Source organism: Desulfuromonas versatilis, from assembly GCF_019704135.1.
GTDB classification, from domain to species: Bacteria; Desulfobacterota; Desulfuromonadia; order Desulfuromonadales; family NIT-T3; genus Desulfuromonas_A; species Desulfuromonas_A versatilis.
The window spans coordinates 3,768,955-3,785,754 of the sequence record NZ_AP024355.1 but is presented as its reverse complement, the minus strand read 5'-3'; the positions used below and the strand labels follow the sequence as shown (position 1 = coordinate 3,785,754).

The 16,800-nt window shown below is 55.6% G+C and carries 19 protein-coding genes; 10 read left to right on the top strand and 9 right to left on the bottom strand.

The window, feature by feature from the left end; genetic code table 11:
* Positions 1 to 584: 584 nt before the first annotated feature.
* Entirely contained in the window at positions 585 to 1,088 is a 504-nt protein-coding gene (locus tag DESUT3_RS17070; RefSeq protein ID WP_221249671.1) for a lactoylglutathione lyase family protein, read from the bottom strand.
* 126 nt (positions 1,089 to 1,214) lie between these two features.
* Between DESUT3_RS17070 and DESUT3_RS17065 the strand changes: the two genes are divergently transcribed.
* Complete coding sequence (locus DESUT3_RS17065) at positions 1,215 to 2,126, top strand: LysR family transcriptional regulator (RefSeq protein WP_221249670.1); 912 nt, start codon at positions 1,215 to 1,217, stop codon at positions 2,124 to 2,126.
* 413 nt (positions 2,127 to 2,539) lie between these two features.
* Here DESUT3_RS17065 and DESUT3_RS17060 read toward each other — a convergent pair whose 3' ends face one another.
* Positions 2,540 to 3,580: an alpha/beta fold hydrolase gene (locus tag DESUT3_RS17060; RefSeq protein WP_404827054.1), complete on the bottom strand. Its 1,041-nt coding sequence runs from the start codon at positions 3,578 to 3,580 to the stop codon at positions 2,540 to 2,542.
* Positions 3,581 to 4,323: 743 nt separating this feature from the next.
* On the opposite strand from DESUT3_RS17060, the gene DESUT3_RS17055 reads away from it, so the two are divergent.
* The 6 genes from DESUT3_RS17055 (at position 4,324) to DESUT3_RS17030 (ending at position 8,210) form a co-directional block, all read left to right on the top strand.
* A complete protein-coding gene (locus tag DESUT3_RS17055) occupies positions 4,324 to 4,482 on the top strand; it encodes a hypothetical protein (RefSeq protein WP_221249668.1) in 159 nt (52 codons plus the stop codon).
* A gap of 26 nt (positions 4,483 to 4,508) precedes the next feature.
* A complete protein-coding gene (locus tag DESUT3_RS17050; protein ID WP_221249667.1) occupies positions 4,509 to 5,555 on the top strand; it encodes a S1C family serine protease in 1,047 nt (348 codons plus the stop codon).
* Positions 5,556 to 5,594: 39 nt separating this feature from the next.
* On the top strand, positions 5,595 to 6,029 hold the full coding sequence (locus DESUT3_RS17045; RefSeq protein WP_221249666.1) for a hypothetical protein: 435 nt from the start codon (positions 5,595 to 5,597) through the stop codon (positions 6,027 to 6,029).
* Between the two features lie 197 nt (positions 6,030 to 6,226).
* Positions 6,227 to 6,754 carry a hypothetical protein gene (locus DESUT3_RS17040; RefSeq protein WP_221249665.1) on the top strand — a complete coding sequence of 176 codons (528 nt, stop codon included), beginning with the start codon at positions 6,227 to 6,229 and terminating at the stop codon, positions 6,752 to 6,754.
* Complete coding sequence (locus DESUT3_RS17035; protein WP_221249664.1) at positions 6,751 to 7,098, top strand: hypothetical protein; 348 nt, start codon at positions 6,751 to 6,753, stop codon at positions 7,096 to 7,098. The genes DESUT3_RS17040 and DESUT3_RS17035 overlap by 4 nt, the downstream gene beginning before the upstream one ends.
* Before the next feature lie 179 nt (positions 7,099 to 7,277).
* Positions 7,278 to 8,210 carry a bestrophin family protein gene (locus DESUT3_RS17030; RefSeq protein WP_221249663.1) on the top strand — a complete coding sequence of 311 codons (933 nt, stop codon included), beginning with the start codon at positions 7,278 to 7,280 and terminating at the stop codon, positions 8,208 to 8,210.
* Positions 8,211 to 8,408: 198 nt separating this feature from the next.
* Here the strand turns inward: DESUT3_RS17030 and DESUT3_RS17025 are convergent, their stop codons facing one another.
* The gene (locus DESUT3_RS17025; protein WP_221249662.1) at positions 8,409 to 8,612 is read right to left on the bottom strand and encodes a hypothetical protein; all 204 of its coding nucleotides are present in this window, start codon (positions 8,610 to 8,612) and stop codon (positions 8,409 to 8,411) included.
* Between the two features lie 109 nt (positions 8,613 to 8,721).
* Here DESUT3_RS17025 and DESUT3_RS17020 point away from each other — a divergent pair, with 109 nt between their 5' ends.
* Entirely contained in the window at positions 8,722 to 10,197 is a 1,476-nt protein-coding gene (locus DESUT3_RS17020) for an Lcl C-terminal domain-containing protein (protein ID WP_221249661.1), read from the top strand.
* Positions 10,198 to 10,351: 154 nt separating this feature from the next.
* Here DESUT3_RS17020 and DESUT3_RS21005 read toward each other — a convergent pair whose 3' ends face one another.
* The 3 genes from DESUT3_RS21005 to DESUT3_RS17010 all read right to left on the bottom strand — a co-directional run bounded on the left by DESUT3_RS21005 (position 10,352) and on the right by DESUT3_RS17010 (position 11,686).
* On the bottom strand, positions 10,352 to 10,570 hold the full coding sequence (locus DESUT3_RS21005; RefSeq protein WP_225911548.1) for a hypothetical protein: 219 nt from the start codon (positions 10,568 to 10,570) through the stop codon (positions 10,352 to 10,354).
* A gap of 74 nt (positions 10,571 to 10,644) precedes the next feature.
* Positions 10,645 to 10,833, bottom strand: coding sequence for a transposase (locus tag DESUT3_RS21370; protein ID WP_264082175.1), 189 nt, complete (start codon positions 10,831 to 10,833; stop codon positions 10,645 to 10,647).
* 226 nt (positions 10,834 to 11,059) lie between these two features.
* Complete coding sequence (locus DESUT3_RS17010; protein WP_221249660.1) at positions 11,060 to 11,686, bottom strand: LysE family transporter; 627 nt, start codon at positions 11,684 to 11,686, stop codon at positions 11,060 to 11,062.
* A 114-nt stretch (positions 11,687 to 11,800) separates the two neighbouring features.
* Between DESUT3_RS17010 and DESUT3_RS17005 the strand changes: the two genes are divergently transcribed.
* Entirely contained in the window at positions 11,801 to 12,289 is a 489-nt protein-coding gene (locus DESUT3_RS17005; RefSeq protein ID WP_221249659.1) for an Lrp/AsnC family transcriptional regulator, read from the top strand.
* 311 nt (positions 12,290 to 12,600) lie between these two features.
* Here the strand turns inward: DESUT3_RS17005 and DESUT3_RS17000 are convergent, their stop codons facing one another.
* The 3 genes from DESUT3_RS17000 to DESUT3_RS16990 form a co-directional block, all read right to left on the bottom strand.
* Positions 12,601 to 13,464, bottom strand: coding sequence for a DUF4437 domain-containing protein (locus DESUT3_RS17000; RefSeq protein WP_404827053.1), 864 nt, complete (start codon positions 13,462 to 13,464; stop codon positions 12,601 to 12,603).
* A gap of 124 nt (positions 13,465 to 13,588) precedes the next feature.
* Entirely contained in the window at positions 13,589 to 14,134 is a 546-nt protein-coding gene (locus DESUT3_RS16995; protein ID WP_221249657.1) for a nitroreductase family protein, read from the bottom strand.
* Positions 14,135 to 14,150: 16 nt separating this feature from the next.
* Positions 14,151 to 15,179 carry a zinc-binding alcohol dehydrogenase family protein gene (locus DESUT3_RS16990; RefSeq protein WP_221249656.1) on the bottom strand — a complete coding sequence of 343 codons (1,029 nt, stop codon included), beginning with the start codon at positions 15,177 to 15,179 and terminating at the stop codon, positions 14,151 to 14,153.
* A 129-nt stretch (positions 15,180 to 15,308) separates the two neighbouring features.
* On the opposite strand from DESUT3_RS16990, the gene DESUT3_RS16985 reads away from it, so the two are divergent.
* Positions 15,309 to 16,244 (top strand): LysR family transcriptional regulator, encoded by a 936-nt coding sequence (locus DESUT3_RS16985; protein ID WP_221249655.1) that lies wholly within the window; start codon positions 15,309 to 15,311, stop codon positions 16,242 to 16,244.
* The last annotated feature ends 556 nt before the right edge of the window (positions 16,245 to 16,800 follow it).

Sequence of the window (16,800 nt, the reverse complement as noted above, 5' to 3'; positions counted from 1 at the left end):
AACCCGTGAGCATTCAGTCGTGAATTTGCTTTCGTGCATTCAAGAGCAGGAAACCCCTTAATCGTTTTGTCCTTAAGGGCGTCCTTGGCGGATTCAAGCAAGGAGACACGGTCTCGGAATTTACACTGTATCGAGATGGTTTTCCTGTTGGTGAGAGGCCCGTAAATCCTAAGGCAAAGCAGGGAAATGCTTTGAGGGACAACAAATGGGAGCGGCCCTGCCTGGTTCTCAGGCAGGGCCGCTCTTTGTTCTAGAGATGGTAATTTATGGGAAAGATCACTGATGCTGATGTCTGTTATTTCAATGCAGTAGTGTTTCAACGTTTAAATGAATAAATTCAATTGGTTATCAATTTTCCCCGATTCGAATTTGTGATCCGCCTTTGCAAGTAGCCGATTTATATCGATTCTCTCCAACGAGGAGACGCTCAGAACCTGTAAAATTGTGCAGAGACTGGCCTCGATTTGAAGCCTGTACCATTTTATGGGAGGCGGCTCGCCTGTCAACCAAAGACCCAGACTGACAGCGGCGAGCCGCTTAAACTCCCATGATTTTGCCGTTTTAATTCAATAGACTTTGTGGGCTTATTGGTATGCGCCGCTCGAGTAATGCAGTTCATAACTGTGGCTGTAGATTTCCAAAATATTGCCGAACGGGTCTTCCATGTAGATCATGCGATACGGTTTTTCTCCCGGATAGTAGTAACGCGGTGCCTTCATCCGTCGTTTGCCGCCGGCGGCGACGATCTTTTCGGCCAATTCCTCGACGTTGGGATCTTGAACCGCAAAATGGAAGACTCCGGTTTTCCAGTATTCAAAATTGTCTCCCGGATTCGTTTGGTTCTTAAATTCAAACAGTTCGACACCGATGCGATCTCCTGTTGACAGGTGGGCAATGCGAAATCTCTCCCACCCGGCCCCAAAAACATCGGTACACATTTGGCCGATCGCGCTATCGTCCTCGACAACGTCGGTCGGTTCCATAATCAGATACCAACCAAGCACCTCGGTATAAAACCTTACAGCGGCCTCCAGGTCTGGTACCGAAATGCCGATATGTGAAAATGTGCGTGGATATGAACTAGCCATGGTCAACTCCTTTGGTCTGTGGTTTATCTCTCCGTTGTTGGAGCCACTATAGCCCGCGGGGTTGAAAATTGAAAATTATCATATATTATGAAGATGGTAATGTAACGTTATCAAAAGGCTGCTCCGATGATTAACCAACAATGGCTGCACACCTTTCTCGCTTTGGTTGAAGTGGGTCATTTCACCCAAACTGCCGAAAAGCTGCATATGACCCAGCCAGGCGTTAGCCAGCAGATTAAGAAGCTGGAGGAACAGGTGGGGGTTCTTCTGTTGAACCGAATCGGGAAACGGTTTGAGTTAACCCGCGAAGGAGAAATCCTGTACCGGTTTGGCTGCAAAAGACGTCAAGAAGAAGCGCAACTCTACAGGGAGTTGCGGTTTGATGACCCACATAAGGGGGAATGCCGCATTGCCTGTTCGGGGGCCATGGCGACCTTTCTCTATCCACATTTTCTGAAAAGACAAAAAATTCATCCTGGACTGATGGTCGCCATTGAAGGAGCACCAAACGAGCGAATCATTCAGAGCCTATTACAAAATGTAATTGATCTGGGTATTGTCACCCAGCCTTCACCTTCGACTGAGCTGGTGTTTGAGTCGCTTGGTTTTGAATCTTTGTGTCTTGTGCTACCGAGTGACTATGCTTCTCAGGCCCAGAATTTTGACGCGCTGAAAGAGATTGGCTTTATTGATCACCCTGATGGCGCTCACTATGCTGACCGTCTGTTGAGCGCCAACTTTGGGGAGCAATTCCATAGCGTCGGTAAGTTAAGCAAGAAAGGCTACATCAATCAGATAAACCAGATATTGGTGCCGGTAGCCGAAGGCCTTGGATTCACGGTATTGCCTGAAATGGCCGTTCATCAATTTCCACAGCAAGCATTGCTCTATGTCGTCCCGTTAAAAATCCCCATCTATGACGAATTATTTCTAGCCAGGAAAAAGCACCGGATACTGCCAATGCGTTATGAATGGTTTGAAAGGAAAATAAAAGAACTCCTCAGGGAGGGTCTGAAAAAACCGAATACTCCGGTTTGAACATTTAGCTAACTGTAAGCATTGAGGGTTACATAAAAGATAAATATGGATGCCGCTTATCGGTGACGCTTAGCGGCCGTAAATTCCTTGAAAATTTAACGCCTTCATTGCTTTAAGGCCAGCATTCAGTCCGAGTTCTCTGTGCCTGGCCCAAAATGTAGCGTGTTATGGTAGAACTCCCAATCAGTGGATTGAGGGTTTTTCGTGTTCTATAGGGGCACACACATGGCACAGAAAAAAACTAGGCGAGCATAAGCAGATCGGCTCAAAAAAGATTTTCCCTGCCAGAGAAAGCCCCCTAACCCATTGAGAGCTAAGGGGCTTTTGTGCGGGATTGGATGGTTTTCAATACGATAAGGCCCTCCGCTTGCCAACAAGAGGCCGGGTTTTTTCATGCTTTGCAGGCCAGCGGGTCAGTTTTCCAGCCACTTCAGCAGTGGCGGCAGCATTCGCTCGTAGGCTTCAATGTGCGGCAGGTGGCCGACATTGTCGAACTCAACCAGAGTCGCATCGGGGATGGCTGCTGCGGTTTTTTTGCCAAGATTCTCATACAGACCCATGGTTTTGCCGATCTCCGGGCTGACCAGATTCTTGCCCAGCGCCGTGCGGTCACGGGTACCGATCAGCAGCAGCGTCCGGCTCTTGACCAGCGGGAACTCGTACACCACCGGCTGGGTAAAGATCATGTCATAAAGCAGCGCCTGCGTTTTGGCCATTTGCGGATAGCCGGGGCTGGAGATTACACCGGCCAGCAGGTCAACCCACGCGTCATACTCGGGCTTCCACTTGCCGTCGTAATAGCTTGCCAGCTGGTATTTCCGGATTTTCTCGGCGGTTTTGTTCAACTCGCTTTCATACCATTGGTCCAGGCTCTGGTACGGTACCACCGTTTTCCAGTCCTCCAGCCCGATCGGGTTCATCAGGATCAGTTCGTTCGCCTGATCCGGGTACATCAGGGCGTAACGTGTCGCCAGCATCCCGCCCATGCTGTGGCCCAGGACGGTCACTTTATCAATGCCGAGTGATTCAAGCAGGTTGTGCGTATTGAGCGCCAGCTGCTGGAAGGTGTAGTTGTAGGGCAGGGGCTTGGAGGATTTTCCAAAGCCAAGCTGGTCGGGGATGATCACCCGGTAGCCTGCTTTCTGCAGATCGCCAGCCAGCTGCCCGAAATAGGCCCCGTTGAAGTTCTTGCCGTGCAGCAGAAGGATGTTCTTCAGAGGCGCGTCTTTGGGTTGGACATCCATGTACGCCATCTGCAGGTCATGCCCCTGACTGGTGAACTGGTACCGGTGAACCGGGAACGGGTAGGCGACCCCTTCCAGATAAAGCCCCAGTTGCGGCGGAGAATCATCTTTCTCGACAGCGTGCAGGGTGGACGTGGTGAGAAATGCTGCCATCAGCAGCACGGGTAGAACAAGGAAACGACTCAATGATGCGGATCGAAGTGTCTGCATTTTCAGCTCCTTATTGCTCGGAATTAAGGCGGCGGCAATGTCTACGGTAGCCATGCCGTATCCGCAACCCCCTGGGTTGTCCTGCATTGTCTGGCGGTTTAATCCCCTTAGCTGCAGGTCCCGCATGTTTAGCTTCTATTATAGATGAGATGATAAGCATTGGCTTTTAAGGGGGTGGCGCCGCAGGCGCCCAAAGTCGGCAGCCGCCCCCCGCCTGCACCTCAACGTCTTTGCCCTCCCTCCGGGCCACATCAGGCAGCCGCATTACCTCCCTGCTTGGCGAAAAAATCTTTATTTCTACCACATTTGCTCCTCAATTCGGCTTCATCCTTCCGGACATGAAGAAAAAGGGTGTGCGACCGATCATTTTCTTTGGCCAACAAGGAGCCCGACATGACACCTGTGCTCGCTTTTCAACTGTTTATCGCTATTGTCTTGAGCGTTCTGCTCGCAGCCTTCTGCGACATCGACTGATGGTCACGGTCCGCCGGTCCCAATTCGGGTCTCCCCACGCCTGGGCCGCAAAGCCCTGGTCAGCGCCCTATTCATTTGTGCCTCACATGGCCCGGTCTTCCTCCCCCCGGTTATTCCACAATTGAACCACATTTGCTCCACTCTTCTTCCATCTTTACAAACTATAAATAGGTCCAGATCATCGGAACACTTCGAAACAGGGAGCTCGGTGCATGCCTTCCCATCCGCCGACCTCCCAGGATCGAAATACTCGAAGAAGGGAGACCCAAATGAAAAATCAAGTTATCGGTTCGCAACAGTTAAGACACCTGGTGGAAAAACTCAATGCCCTCACCATCCCCACCGATCAACGGTACGTCCACAATCTGCCCGGGACCCGGCTCGAACAGGGGGCAAATCTCCAAATCCGCATCGATGCCGTTCATTGACAATCGCAAGGGAAAGGAGTCATCCCATGACTAAGGATCTTTATCAGGTGGTATGGATCATGGTCCTGATTACCCTGGTCCTGTTCGGATCGACCGCCCGGGCCGATGCGCAATCCCTGAGCGGACTTTATAAACAGGTGAACCACTCCGTGGTGGTGGTGCATACGGTCGAAAAACAGATGTCCCAGAAAAAACGCGACGGGCTGGTCAGTGCCGAAGGACTCGGCTCAGGGGTCCTGGTTTCTGCCGACGGCAAAGTATTGACCGCGTCCCATGTCGTTCATACCGCCGATGCGGTCGGCGTGGAGTTCTGGAATGGGCAGATCATCCCGGCACGGGTCATCGCTTCGGCGCCCGAGGCCGATGTCGCCCTGCTGCAGCTGGACATGGTCCCCGACGAGGTTTCCCCGGCCGAACTCGGAGACTCGGACCACGTCGAAATCGGCGAGGAAGTGTTTGTCATAGGGAATCCTTACGGTCTTGGCCGGACCTTGACCGCCGGTTACGTCAGTGCCCGGCACCGGCCCAAGAACGGTTCCGGAGACCAGACCTCGCTGGAGATGCTGCAGACCGACGCGGCCATCAACATGGGTAATTCCGGCGGCCCCATGTTCGACATGGAGGGCAAGGTGGTCGGCATCGCCAGTCGCATTCTCAGTCAGTCCGGCGGCTTCGAGGGGCTGGGGTTCGTGGTGACTTCCAATGTCGCCAAGCGGATGCTTCTCGAGGAACAATCGTTTTGGGCGGGGCTTACCAGCTTTTTGCTCACCGACGAACTGGCGCAGGTCTTCAATCTGCCCCAGACCGCCGGTCTTCTGGTGCAGCAGGTGGCCGAGGGCTCTCCGGCGGCAAAGCTTGGTCTGCATCAGGGGCAATCCCCGGCCACGGTTAACGACAAAAATTTCCTGGTCGGCGGCGACATCATTCTGGAAATGGAAGGGGTTCAGATCACCGGTGACCGGGCGTTTGCCGACCAGGTCCACCTGATTTTAAACCAGCTGCAGGCGGGCAGTACCTTCGATGTCAAAGTTTATCGCGCCGGACAGATCGTCGAATTGTCGACAACCTTGTGATTGCTGGGTGAAAAAAATTTTCCAACCAAGGAGAACACGATGAAACACATTTTCCATACCTTGATGACGCTTACCGGCCATGGACCAAAGGCCCTGCCTGCCTATGCCTCTAGGGTGGAACGTCTGGAGAAAACCCCCATTTCAGAGCAGGCGGTTCGCGCCATCACCCATCAAGGCTTCCTGTTGACCTATTTCCTGGAAGACCGAGATGGAGACATTGACCCGCAATTGGTCCTGTTTGTTGCCGACCCCGAGGGCGAGCCGGTAGAGGATGCCCAGGTCATCTTCACTGTAATCGATCCGCAGGGCACCAATCTTCTGGCGGAAGCCACGCCCAGAAACGGAGGTTATGCCCTCAGGTTGAATGGGAGGTCATCCAGCACCCTGAGGATTGAAACCGTTGTAGTGAAATCCCGCCAGATGCTGCTCGACGATTTTCATTTCGCTGTGAAACCGCTCGTAAGGGCGGTTTAACCTAAAAAACGGTAATCAGCCACGGATAAAGTCAGATGAGATCTGATAAATCAAAGGCATTCCTGTTTTTCAGGGATAACCCTTTGCGTTGTTGTTTCTGTTCTTTAAGGCCTTGAAAATCCGAATTGATCAGATTTGATCCGTGGCCAAATGCTTTATCTGGGTTTAATTGGATAATTGCAGAAAATGGAGAAGAGATGATGGCGTTCGATTCCCAAAAGCTGCGCATCAGTTGTGCGGACGCAACGAAATTCAACTCCCCTTGGGGGGGGGAGGCGGGATGCCAGGAGCGGAAATCCCTTTCCCTTGGCGAAAATATTTACACCTCGACCACGGAAGGATATCGGCTCACCTATCTCATCCTGGACCTTCCGGGCAAAGGACAATCAGCCAACGGCGGCCAAGCTCCCATCGGGGCAACCCGTTATGCGAACGGCCGATTCCAACCACAATCAAAGCAGTTGATGCTGTACATAACCGACCCTGAAGGACAGCGGGTGCGGGGTGCCCAAGTGATCTTCAGCCTGATCGAACCCCAGGGCCACCACCAAATGGCCAGGCTCGACCCCTGGGGGGGAGGGTATTTTGGCACAATCAAGCTCAGTGGCTTCGGAACCTTCCGAATTGAGACGGAGCTGATCAGCGACTGCCAAATGCTGACCGATGCCTTTTGGTTGATGGTCGATTGTACTGCTGATCCCTGGAGTCAAGGTATAGTCTTATGAACGCAATGGACATCAAACCCTCTCCGCCATATTTGCCTAAGAGCACGGGCGTCGGTTCCGCCGGAAAGCTTCATGTTCTCGAGTCGGCCCTGCAGCGGATGTCGGATGATCAGTTGCTCAAATCCCGGGATATCCTTTTGCGATTGTCTCAGGACGTGAAACTGGCACTGAAAGAGGAGCGGGAAATTATGGAAACCTTGGCCCGAAACATGTTCAGCGAGGAGGACGGGGCAGTTCTGAGCTATATACTGGAAATCCTGGAACAGTTGCCCGGTCTTGACGCTGGGGACAGGCCCGGTGATTACCCCCCCCTCACCCCCGGTGAGGCCGTTTCCCGAAAATAGGTGGCGGGTATTTCAATCGTTCAGGCCCGAGACCCTGGCCCCTTTTCCGAACCGCATTCAGGTCGATCGCAATAAGCGCTTGACCCACCTTAAGGGCAGGAGTATTTAAACAGGCATGTTTTCCTGGTCTGCCCCCTCCATCCCCGGGGGCGGACGTGATCTGCCCCAAGGATTAGACCATGATCGTTTGCCAACGCCCCTCCGGCCTGCGCCTCTTTTTCACTTATCGTGGATCGATTCTCCAGCAAATTAAAGCCAAGCTTTTGGTAACCATGTTGCTGGCCCTTGCCGTTACTCTGACCCACGGCACCCTTTTTCGGCTCAAGATCACCATGACCCCCGTCCCCTTCAGCCTTATCGGCATCGCCCTGGCCATCTTTCTCGGTTTTCGCAATAGCGCCAGTTACGACCGCTATTGGGAGGGGCGCAAGCTCTGGGGGCAGTTGGTCATCACCAGCCGCAATCTGTGCCGGCAGATCCTGACCTTTGTCGATACCGGCGGCACACCCCCCAGTCCTTCGCCCCTGCAGAGAAAGATGGTTTACAGGGTGATCGCGTTCACCCACGCCCTGCGCCATCACCTCAGGGAATCCTGCCCTAAAGAGGACCTGGCACCCTTGTTGCCAGCCAATGAGAGGGAGCGGACAGATCGCGCCCGCAACAAGCCCAATTTCATCCTGGAGAGTCTTGGTAACGAACTGCGCCGCTGCCTTGCCGAGAAGCGCACCCATCCCTACTTCGCTGCCAGCCTCGACCAAAACCTTGACAGCCTGGCAGGCATCCTCGGCGGTTGCGAACGGATCAAGAACACCCCCATCCCCTTTGCCTACACGTTGCTGGTGCACCGCACGGCTTATCTTTACTGCTTCCTTCTTCCTTTTGGCCTCGTTGACAGCCTTGGCTTCATGACTCCCTTCGTCGTCGGCATTATCTCCTACACCTTTTTCGGGCTCGACGCTTTGGGCGACGCACTCGAACAACCGTTCGGACTCTTTCCCAACGACCTGCCCCTTACGGCTATTGCCCTCACCATCGAGGGTGACCTTCGTGAGGCCCTTGGCGAATCCGACCTCCCTAAACCACCGCCCCTTGTCGGGGATTGCCTCCAGTGACAGGACCTTTGGTCGCCTCAGCACTGCCCTTTGCACCTGTCCGCCGTCGAACCATGAGCGGTTTTCTGACGAAAATCGGCAGGAGGGAGCGATCGCAACCTCTGTAAGGGCAACCCACAGAAAAACAATTCACCAAAAGAATCAGCGATAAACCAGCCCCACAGAGCACAGCCCATAAGACATGAAAAGCCCGCCAGGCTAATTTGGCGGGCTTTTCTCTTGTTGAAGGATGAGGAAAAATCTATCGTTTTTCGCCGTTGCTTTCGATGCATCGAGGAAACGATCCAGGAGATCGAAACCCTGCAGCCAAAAACCACCAGCCGTCATTCTTCGCATAGCTGCCGGCGAGACGGTCGCGAGTTGGTAGAGTTCCTCAAGGTTCTGAGTATCGGAGTATTTCACATTTCTTTCATTTTCCCTCCACATTTTCAATCCAGGCTCTCCAACGGACTTCGCCGCAACCCGAAATGATCGAAAAAATCGTTCTTAAAAATTCACTCAGGAGAAAAGAATGACAAAACAACTGAAGTCTCTAATCTCCAATGTGTTACTGCTGAGCCTGTTTGCTCTGCATGCTGGATGTGGTTCGGACGGGGGGGGGACAGACGTTCAGGCGGTTAACTCGACCGGAGCATCTGCCATGGCCTACCCTATCGTCGATACCGGACAGGGCACCTGCTACGACAACAGCGACCTCATCGAAGGGCCGGCCGAAGGCGAAGCGTTTTATGGGCAGGATGCACAATACACCGGCAATACTCCCAGTTACACCGACAACGGCGACGGGACGATTACCGACAACATTACCGGCCTGGTTTGGACCCAGGAGCTATCAAGCTATTCCATGCCCTGGTCGGACGCTTCGGGTTACTGTGAAGCCCTTGAGGCAGGCGGTATCACCAACTGGCGCTTACCAAACGTCAAGGAACTTTGGTCCATCAGGGACTTTTCGACCGGGTGGCCCTGGGTCGATACCGACTACTTCCATCTCGTTGGCGATGGTTCAGATATGGGGCGGCATCATTCATGGACGAGCAACCTCTACCTGGTCGAAAGCGAATATCAGAACGAGCAGGTGCAGGGTGATCCCGCTTTCATTGTCAACGACTGGACCGGGCACATCAAGGCAATGAGCGGTCGCAGATTCGTCCGCTGTGTCAGCGGCGCCGAGTACGGCATCAACGATTTCATCGATAACGGCGACGGTACCGTCAGCGATAATGCAACCGGCCTGATGTGGTCACAGGACGACAACGGCGAGGCGATCAACTGGGAAGCGGCTCTGGCCTATGCCGAGAACGCCACCATTGCCGGTTACGATGACTGGCGTCTGCCCAATGCCAAGGAATTGCAGAGCATTGCCGATTACTCCGGTGTCTTCCCGGCCATGGATACCAGCGTGTTCAACCTTTCAAAACTCACGAATATCAAGGGTCAGGCCGATTATCCGTTTTACTGGTCGAGTACGACCAATCCCTATATCGAGGCCTTTGCAGAAGGGACCACCGACACCGGTTCGGTTTACTTGCCCGGCTACACCTATGCCTGGGTCCTTGCCGCCGGCTATAATACCGACCCGGACGGATACGACTTGCATGGTGCAGGTTCGATCGTTTTCGACACCAAAGCGGAAGAGGTCTCCGATGGCTCGGGTATCGAGGCCTTTTACCACCATGTGCGCCTGGTTCGCGGTGGTAATGTGACAAAAACACCAGATGGCGATCCAGGTACTTATCGAGGCTATGATGCGACGAGAGTTGTCTCATTTCCCGACGGCGATACCGGCAATAATGCAGCAGGCAATGCTGGCGGCCCGCCCGACTTTGCCGTTGCCGCGGAACAACTCGGTGTCACAGAAGCAGCGCTGCTGGCCGCGCTGGGTGATCCCACCCAGGGTGAGCCGGACTATGGGGCGGCGGCAGCCACGCTGGGAGTCACGGTGGAAGCATTGCAAGCCGCATTAGGTGCCGTTGGAGGCGCCCCATAGTCTGACCTTGTGCTGCCTTCGACGCAGGACGGCCTGTTCTCCATGAACAGGCCGTCCTTTTTTAATAAACCTGAGGAGGTTTTCCGCCGGTTTGCGCGGGGCCGGTGCCGGCTGCTCGTCCGGGCCATCCGGGGCCCCCTTACTTGATTGCCTTTCACTTCGGCCACGGCTTGCCCCGCTTAAACGGGCGGTCGAGGAACGTCTCCAGCCTATCGACAAGTCCCTCTGATCCAAGCGGTTTGCCGGTGCGTTCATGCATCCTGATCTCGTTGATTTGTTCTTCAGCAGCCGATCCAGCCAGAAACAATTGCCAATCTCCTGCCATTTCCCAAAGTGGTGAAACGGTGACCAGACCATTATCCGTTGCCGTCAAGTGCGCCTGCCCCTCCTCCACGGCCAGGCTGCCGCATTTTCCACCAGGCCGGAAACGACCGGATTTACCTCGATTTAAGGGGCCGCAGCCAGAAGACAGGTTTCCTCCATAGAGGAGGACGCAAAGCGACCCTGCCAGAGGTGTCCTCGCCAGTTGTTCCGGAAGATGATCATGCGGCTGCAACGACGATGGGCCTCGCCGATTCCGCGGCGCAACGAGTCTTCACTTTCGGGAACGGCAATCGGGTGCACATGGTTCGGCATCAGGCAAAAGGCCCAGATGTCGACCGAGCACTTGCGGCATCATTCGGACAGCAGGGAAATTTTGGCACGGTAGTCGTGGTCGCCGAAGAATGATTGAATTCTCCGGTTACCCTGTTGGGTGATGTGGTGGGGAATTCCTGTTGCCTCTGCCCGAAAGGGGGATGCCGCCTCCTATCAGGCTCTCTCTTGCGAGGGAAATCGCAGCCGCAGTCTACAGCGCGAAGGATCAGCCCACCGTTGTCAAAATCTTCAAGCCAATCGCCACCATCGCCCCTCCCAGCACGCGGTCGATCCAATGGCTGATGCTGCGGAATTTCAGGTTCACGACCGGGTTTGACAGCAGCAGAACGACCATGCAGAACCAGCTGAAATGAATCAACAGAATCCATGCCCCGTAGGCGGCGACCTGGTAGCCGGGCATCTCGGGGGAGAGAACAAAGGTGAAAAGGGAAACATAGTAGATCGGAGCTTTTGGGTTCAGCAGATCACAGAGAAATCCCTTTCGGATGCTGCTTGCCGAAACGGCTGAAGCACTCCCTTCGGCAAGGCCATCGTTTGCCCGGGCCGGTCGGGCCCTCAGGGCGCTGAACCCAAGGTAGATCAGGTAGCTACCGCCAAGCACCCGGATTCCCCAGAGGGCGGCAGATGAACTCGCGATGAGCACGGCAAAGCCGAAGGCCGAATAACCAAGATGGATCAGCAGTCCCAGCATGGTCCCGAAAAGGCAGAGCAAGCCTGCCCTTCTGCCATGGGATAGGGCCTCCCGGGAGATGAGCATGAACTCGGGGCCGGGAGAGGCCGTCGCCAGAAGATGTATCGGCGTCAGAATTACTAATCCTTGCACCAGGTCCATAGTTCCCTCGCACTGTTGTGGGTTGATACCTATGGAGAGATTAGCTTGACATTCTGGAAATGTCCTTGCTAAATACACTGCAAAAGCCATCAAAAGGAAAAGGACTTTGCAGGAATGGGCAAGGACAGAAAAGATTCTCCTAAATTGTCGCTCGATGACATCGATCTACAGATATTGAAGCGGCTCCAGGAAGACGGACGGATCAGCAACAGCAAGCTGTCGGAGTTGGTGGCCTTGAGTGAAACGCCCTGCTGGCGGCGCTGGAAAAACCTGGAGGAAGGGGGCTACATCGAGGAATATCGAACGGTGCTGAACCGCCGCAAGCTGGGTTTTGGCGTGGTGGTGTTTACTCAAGTCTCCCTGTCGAGCCACAACATCGAGCTGACAAACCAGTTTGAGCAAACGGTCAAGGGGTTTGACTGGGTGCAGATGTGCCACTGCGTGAGCGGAAACGTCGATTACCTGCTGCAGATGGTTGTCCGCGATCTGGACGAGTTTTCTGAACGCATCACCATGATTCGACACATCCCCGGAGTCAACTCCGTCCAGTCGCAGATCTCGGTCAAAGAGATCAAGAACAGCTCGACCCTGCCGCTGGGCTGAGTGGCCGGGCCGATCATCACTGCCGCCCCTGCGAAGCAGAACCAGCGCCCAGGGGCGAGAGAGTCGGCAGCATGGCCCATTCAAGGGGGGCGATGGCGGTTGGGGTGGCGCATGAGTGCAGCGAGGGGACTTGATCCGTGGATTCAAGTCCCCTCGACGTTTTGCTGATTATGCGATGTGCGTCATCGCGTTCGAAGTGATGAGGACCTCGACCGCGCCGCCAGCGGCAGTCAGGCGGTCAGGTGCTTTGCCAATGATCACCAGATTCCCAATTCTCGGAGAATCATGGTGATTGCGAAAATCCGGCTCGGTTACTTCTTGGGCTGCGTCGGGATGACCTCATACTTGCCATCCGTGCGTACGTAGATGATGCTCTCCTCTGCCATTGCGGAGGAGACCTGATGCACCGACTCACCCTCTGAACTGAAATAACTGCCCGGCTCCAAGGTCTTGGTGTCTGCTTTACTCAGCTGGTACTGCGGTTGACCTTTGATGATGACAGCGCGGAAGGTTGAGCCGTGGCTATTGATCTTGCCTGCAAATCCGGCCGGCAGCTTGATAAAGGTCCCGTTCAGCTGACCCTTCTGCGTGTTGCCCCAGAGAAAGGCGACCTTGGGGCCGTCGCCAGAGGATGAGACACCGGGCTGATCGACCCAGGTGATGTCCGCGGCGTCCAGCCAGACGATGTTCGACTCGTCGACGTTGACCGGCCTCTCTCCACTGTCAAACTCTTCCTCCTTAGGAAGGACGAGATACGGTCCCTTCTCGATCTCTATGTAGGCCAGAGTGTCAGTATCCTTGGCAGCGGTAATGTGCACTTCTCCTTTGGGCTGTGTCCAGAAAGACCCTGCAGGCATCCACATGTTGGCTGCAGTCGGGTCATCGTTGTGAAAGAGGCCGCGAATCACCACTCCCCGGTAAGACACATTGTGAATATGAGGAGGTGATTCGAAGTCGGCTGGTGGCCTAAGAAGAAAGCCTGTGGGGCCCGTCCCGTTACGGTCCCCCCAAAGAGTGCCCGCCTTCGGGGCCAGGTCGCCACGTTTGGGGTTGAGATGGTCCCACTTGACCTCAGACTTCAGGACAACCTTGTTGGTTGACTCGGCTGCGACCTGCGAGCTGGCGAAGGCGGTGGTCGCGACGCTTATAAGTGCGAGGGATAGTAACGTTTTCATCCTGATCATCTTAATCTTCCTCTCCAGCTCTGCCCGGACCAAATCGACTTTGTCCGCCTTGGCGGTGATCTGCGCGACGATCGTCAATAGGGACATGCTTCAGCCTCCTTCAGTCCATTGGTGGTTACAGGTACCTGAGGATCTCCTCCACCGGCTTGCGCGGGGTCGGTGCCGGCTTCTCGTCCGGGTAGCCATAGACGATCAGCGCCGCGACGGTCTCCTCTTCCGGCAGGCCGACGATTTGGGAAATGGACTCATCGTCGATGACGCCGAAGATGCAGGTCCCGATCCCCTTCGCATGGGCGGCCAGGCAGAAGGTCTGGCAGGCGATGCCGGCGTCAAAGGCTTCCCAGAAATGTGGGTTTGAGCTGTCGAAATCGCCATATTTTTCCAGCCTGCCGCTCTTGCCTTTGACAAAGCTCAGCACCGCCACGCCGCGGGCACGCTTCAGGGTGTTGAGGTTGTAGGAGAATCCCTGAACCCCTTCGGCGGCGAGCCTGGCGATGGTTTCTGCATCATCCACCAGCGTATAACGGGCGATCTGGGTGTTTGCCCAGGACGGCGCCCAGCGGGCGATCTCGATGATCTCCTCCATCTTCTTCCGGACGACTTTTTCATCCTTGTACTTGCGAACACTGCGGCGCTCCTGGATCATTTCGATTGCATCCATTTTTTTCCTCCTGGTTTTAAAATCCTTCCAGAACAATCTTACCGATCGATTTTCCCGACTCAAGCTCCGCGTGGGCGGTTTTCAGGTTGGCGGCGTTGATGGCGCCGAGGTGCTTGCCGACGGTGGTCCGGATATAGCCCCGGTCGATCAGGTCGGCGACGCGGTTCAGCAGTCTGCTCTGCTCGTCCATGTCGGCCGCCTGGAACATGGAGCGGGCGAACATGAACTCGATGTGCAGCGACAGACTCTTGGGCTTCATCTTCATCACCTCCAGGGGCTTCGCCGGATCGTCGATCATGGCGATGCGGCCAAAGGGCGCGAGCAGCGCGATGTAGCTCTCGAAGTACGAATCGGTATGGGTCAGGCTGGCGACGTGGGTCACCTGGCCGATGCCCAGGGCCTCGATCTGCGGCTGCAGCGGCTGGCTGTGGTCGACGACATGATCGGCCCCGAGCTTCTTCACCCAAGCCTGCGAGCCCTCCCGCGAGGCGGTGGCGATGATCGTCGCCCCGGTGATGGCTTTGGCGAGCTGCAGCAGAATCGAGCCGACGCCTCCAGCCGCGCCGACCACCAGCAGCACCTCGCCGGATTTTTCTTTTGCATCCGGGGCTTGCTGCTGGAGTTCCAGGTGTTCGAACAGCAGTTCCCAGGCGGTGATGGCGGTCAAGGGCAGGGCGGCGGCCTCGGCGTTGGAGAGGCTTTTGGGCTTGAAGCCGACGATACGCTCGTCGACCAGTTGGTATTCGGCGTTGCTCCCCGCGCGGTTGAGTTCGCCGGCGTAATAGACCATATCGCCGGGCTTGAAGCTGGTCACCGCTTCGCCGGTGGCGATCACCTCGCCCACGGCATCCCAGCCGATGACCTTGGTTTCCCCGGCGGCGGGGGCAACTCTCTGGCGGATCTTGTAGTCGACGGGGTTGACGGCGATCGCCTTGACCCTGACCAGCAGGTCGCGGCCGCTGGCGATGGGCTGGGGCAGCTCGATATCGATCAGGGATTCAGGATCGGTGATGGGCAGGGATTGCGTATAGCCAACTGCTTTCATAATCGTCCTCCAAGTGGTTGATGGCCGGAATCCTTCCAGCCGGTTCGTCATCTGAGGACAGCATAGCCCTTGACTGTCACGGGATAAACCGGGCAATAATTGAAACATTATCAAGGGAGATTTGAAAATATGCTTCTGGAAGATCTCCAGGTTGTGCTCAAGGTGGCTGAGTTGCGCAGCATAACCGCCGCGGCGACCCGGTTGGAAATGCTGCCCGCAACCGCCAGCGCGGCCGTCAAGCGGGTGGAAAGCGCCCTGGGGACGGAGCTGTTCATCCGCACCACCCGGCAGCTGCGGCTCTCCCCCGCGGGGGAGCGGTATATCCCCGAGGTGGAACAGGCGCTGCTGTTACTGGAACAGGCCAAGCAGAAGATGCGGGAGGACCTGGCCTTGGTCGAGGGGGAGCTGCGCCTCGCCATTTCCTCGGACCTGGGCCGGAACCTGGTGCTTCCCTGGCTCGATGAATTCACCGAGACCCATCCGAAGGTCCGCTTGAAACTGAACATCAGCGACAGCCTGATCGACTTTTACCGCGATGCGGTGGACCTGGCCCTGCGTTACGGCCCGCCCACCGAAGCGAACCTCTACGGCTTCAAGATCTGCAACGCCCCCGGGGTGCTCTGCGCCTCACCGGAGTACCTCGCCAGGCACGGCACCCCCCAGCATCCCCAAGACCTGGCGGCCCACAACGGGCTCTTCTACCAGCTGCACGACATGATTCACGACGTCTGGAGCTTTTCGCAGGGCGACCAGGAGTATAAGGTCAAGATGAGCGGCAACCGCGCCTCCAACGATGGCGACTTGGTCAGGCGCTGGTGCGTTGCCGGCCAGGGGGTGGCGGTCAAGTCCTGCCTCGACGTCTCCAAGGATCTGCTGGCCGGGAATGTCGTCAGCCTGATGCCCGAGTTCAAACCGACCCCGAAGGAGCTCTGGCTCATCTGCCCGAGCCGGCAGCTGCTGACACCGGCGGCCCGGCTGCTGCGGGATATGCTCAAGCAGAAGACCGCGGGGATTTTAAGGCGGTTGATCGCAAGAGGGATTCTGGACGACGGCGCTTTTGGCTAGTGGGAATAGCGCCTGGGGATGTGTCAGTGCTTATTTTCACCGGAATCCGCCACCTGTTTTTATGCAAAACCATCGAGACAGTATCGGCCAAACCCACCCGGCCATAATTGCCCTGAACCTTCCGCGGGGTGGCTGATAAGTGCTAGGAGGCTGTCCGACAATGAGAGACCGGCTGCAAACCCAGCTGTTTGGCCCATATTTCGATTCCTTTTCGGCCCATAGCTATGGCTATGAGCTCTCAAACGACCCAAAATCTGTTCTCAAGTTTCTGGATTTTCGCTTCGGCCCTATTGTCGGACAGCCTCCTAGGTGATTTAAGACCCTATTGCGGGGCAAAATGCAAGAAAGCCCAACCTGGTGATTTCAGGCTGGGCTATCGAGCGACCGGAATTTCGTGAATTATAGGAAGCAACCCCGCCGCCGATACTTGGCATCTTGGAAGCCCGACCCCGATCCCCGACCCCGATCTGTTGAGAGCGGGGGGGAAAGCACTTATCAGCGCCAGAAAGAGAAGGGTCACTCCCTTCCGGAAATGTTTTGTCGAAATTTCAAATCT

Bases quoted from the DNA above. Each gene is read 5' to 3' on its own strand.
- DESUT3_RS17070 (WP_221249671.1), bottom strand. From the start codon at position 1,088: ATGGCTAGTTCATATCCACGCACATTTTCACATATCGGCATTTCGGTA.
- DESUT3_RS17065 (WP_221249670.1), top strand. From the start codon at position 1,215: ATGATTAACCAACAATGGCTGCACACCTTTCTCGCTTTGGTTGAAGTG.
- DESUT3_RS17060 (WP_404827054.1), bottom strand. From the start codon at position 3,580: ATGCAGACACTTCGATCCGCATCATTGAGTCGTTTCCTTGTTCTACCC.
- DESUT3_RS17055 (WP_221249668.1), top strand. From the start codon at position 4,324: ATGAAAAATCAAGTTATCGGTTCGCAACAGTTAAGACACCTGGTGGAA.
- DESUT3_RS17050 (WP_221249667.1), top strand. From the start codon at position 4,509: ATGACTAAGGATCTTTATCAGGTGGTATGGATCATGGTCCTGATTACC.
- DESUT3_RS17045 (WP_221249666.1), top strand. From the start codon at position 5,595: ATGAAACACATTTTCCATACCTTGATGACGCTTACCGGCCATGGACCA.
- DESUT3_RS17040 (WP_221249665.1), top strand. From the start codon at position 6,227: ATGATGGCGTTCGATTCCCAAAAGCTGCGCATCAGTTGTGCGGACGCA.
- DESUT3_RS17035 (WP_221249664.1), top strand. From the start codon at position 6,751: ATGAACGCAATGGACATCAAACCCTCTCCGCCATATTTGCCTAAGAGC.
- DESUT3_RS17030 (WP_221249663.1), top strand. From the start codon at position 7,278: ATGATCGTTTGCCAACGCCCCTCCGGCCTGCGCCTCTTTTTCACTTAT.
- DESUT3_RS17020 (WP_221249661.1), top strand. From the start codon at position 8,722: ATGACAAAACAACTGAAGTCTCTAATCTCCAATGTGTTACTGCTGAGC.
- DESUT3_RS21370 (WP_264082175.1), bottom strand. From the start codon at position 10,833: ATGCCGAACCATGTGCACCCGATTGCCGTTCCCGAAAGTGAAGACTCG.
- DESUT3_RS17010 (WP_221249660.1), bottom strand. From the start codon at position 11,686: ATGGACCTGGTGCAAGGATTAGTAATTCTGACGCCGATACATCTTCTG.
- DESUT3_RS17005 (WP_221249659.1), top strand. From the start codon at position 11,801: ATGGGCAAGGACAGAAAAGATTCTCCTAAATTGTCGCTCGATGACATC.
- DESUT3_RS17000 (WP_404827053.1), bottom strand. From the start codon at position 13,464: ATGAAAACGTTACTATCCCTCGCACTTATAAGCGTCGCGACCACCGCC.
- DESUT3_RS16995 (WP_221249657.1), bottom strand. From the start codon at position 14,134: ATGGATGCAATCGAAATGATCCAGGAGCGCCGCAGTGTTCGCAAGTAC.
- DESUT3_RS16990 (WP_221249656.1), bottom strand. From the start codon at position 15,179: ATGAAAGCAGTTGGCTATACGCAATCCCTGCCCATCACCGATCCTGAA.
- DESUT3_RS16985 (WP_221249655.1), top strand. From the start codon at position 15,309: ATGCTTCTGGAAGATCTCCAGGTTGTGCTCAAGGTGGCTGAGTTGCGC.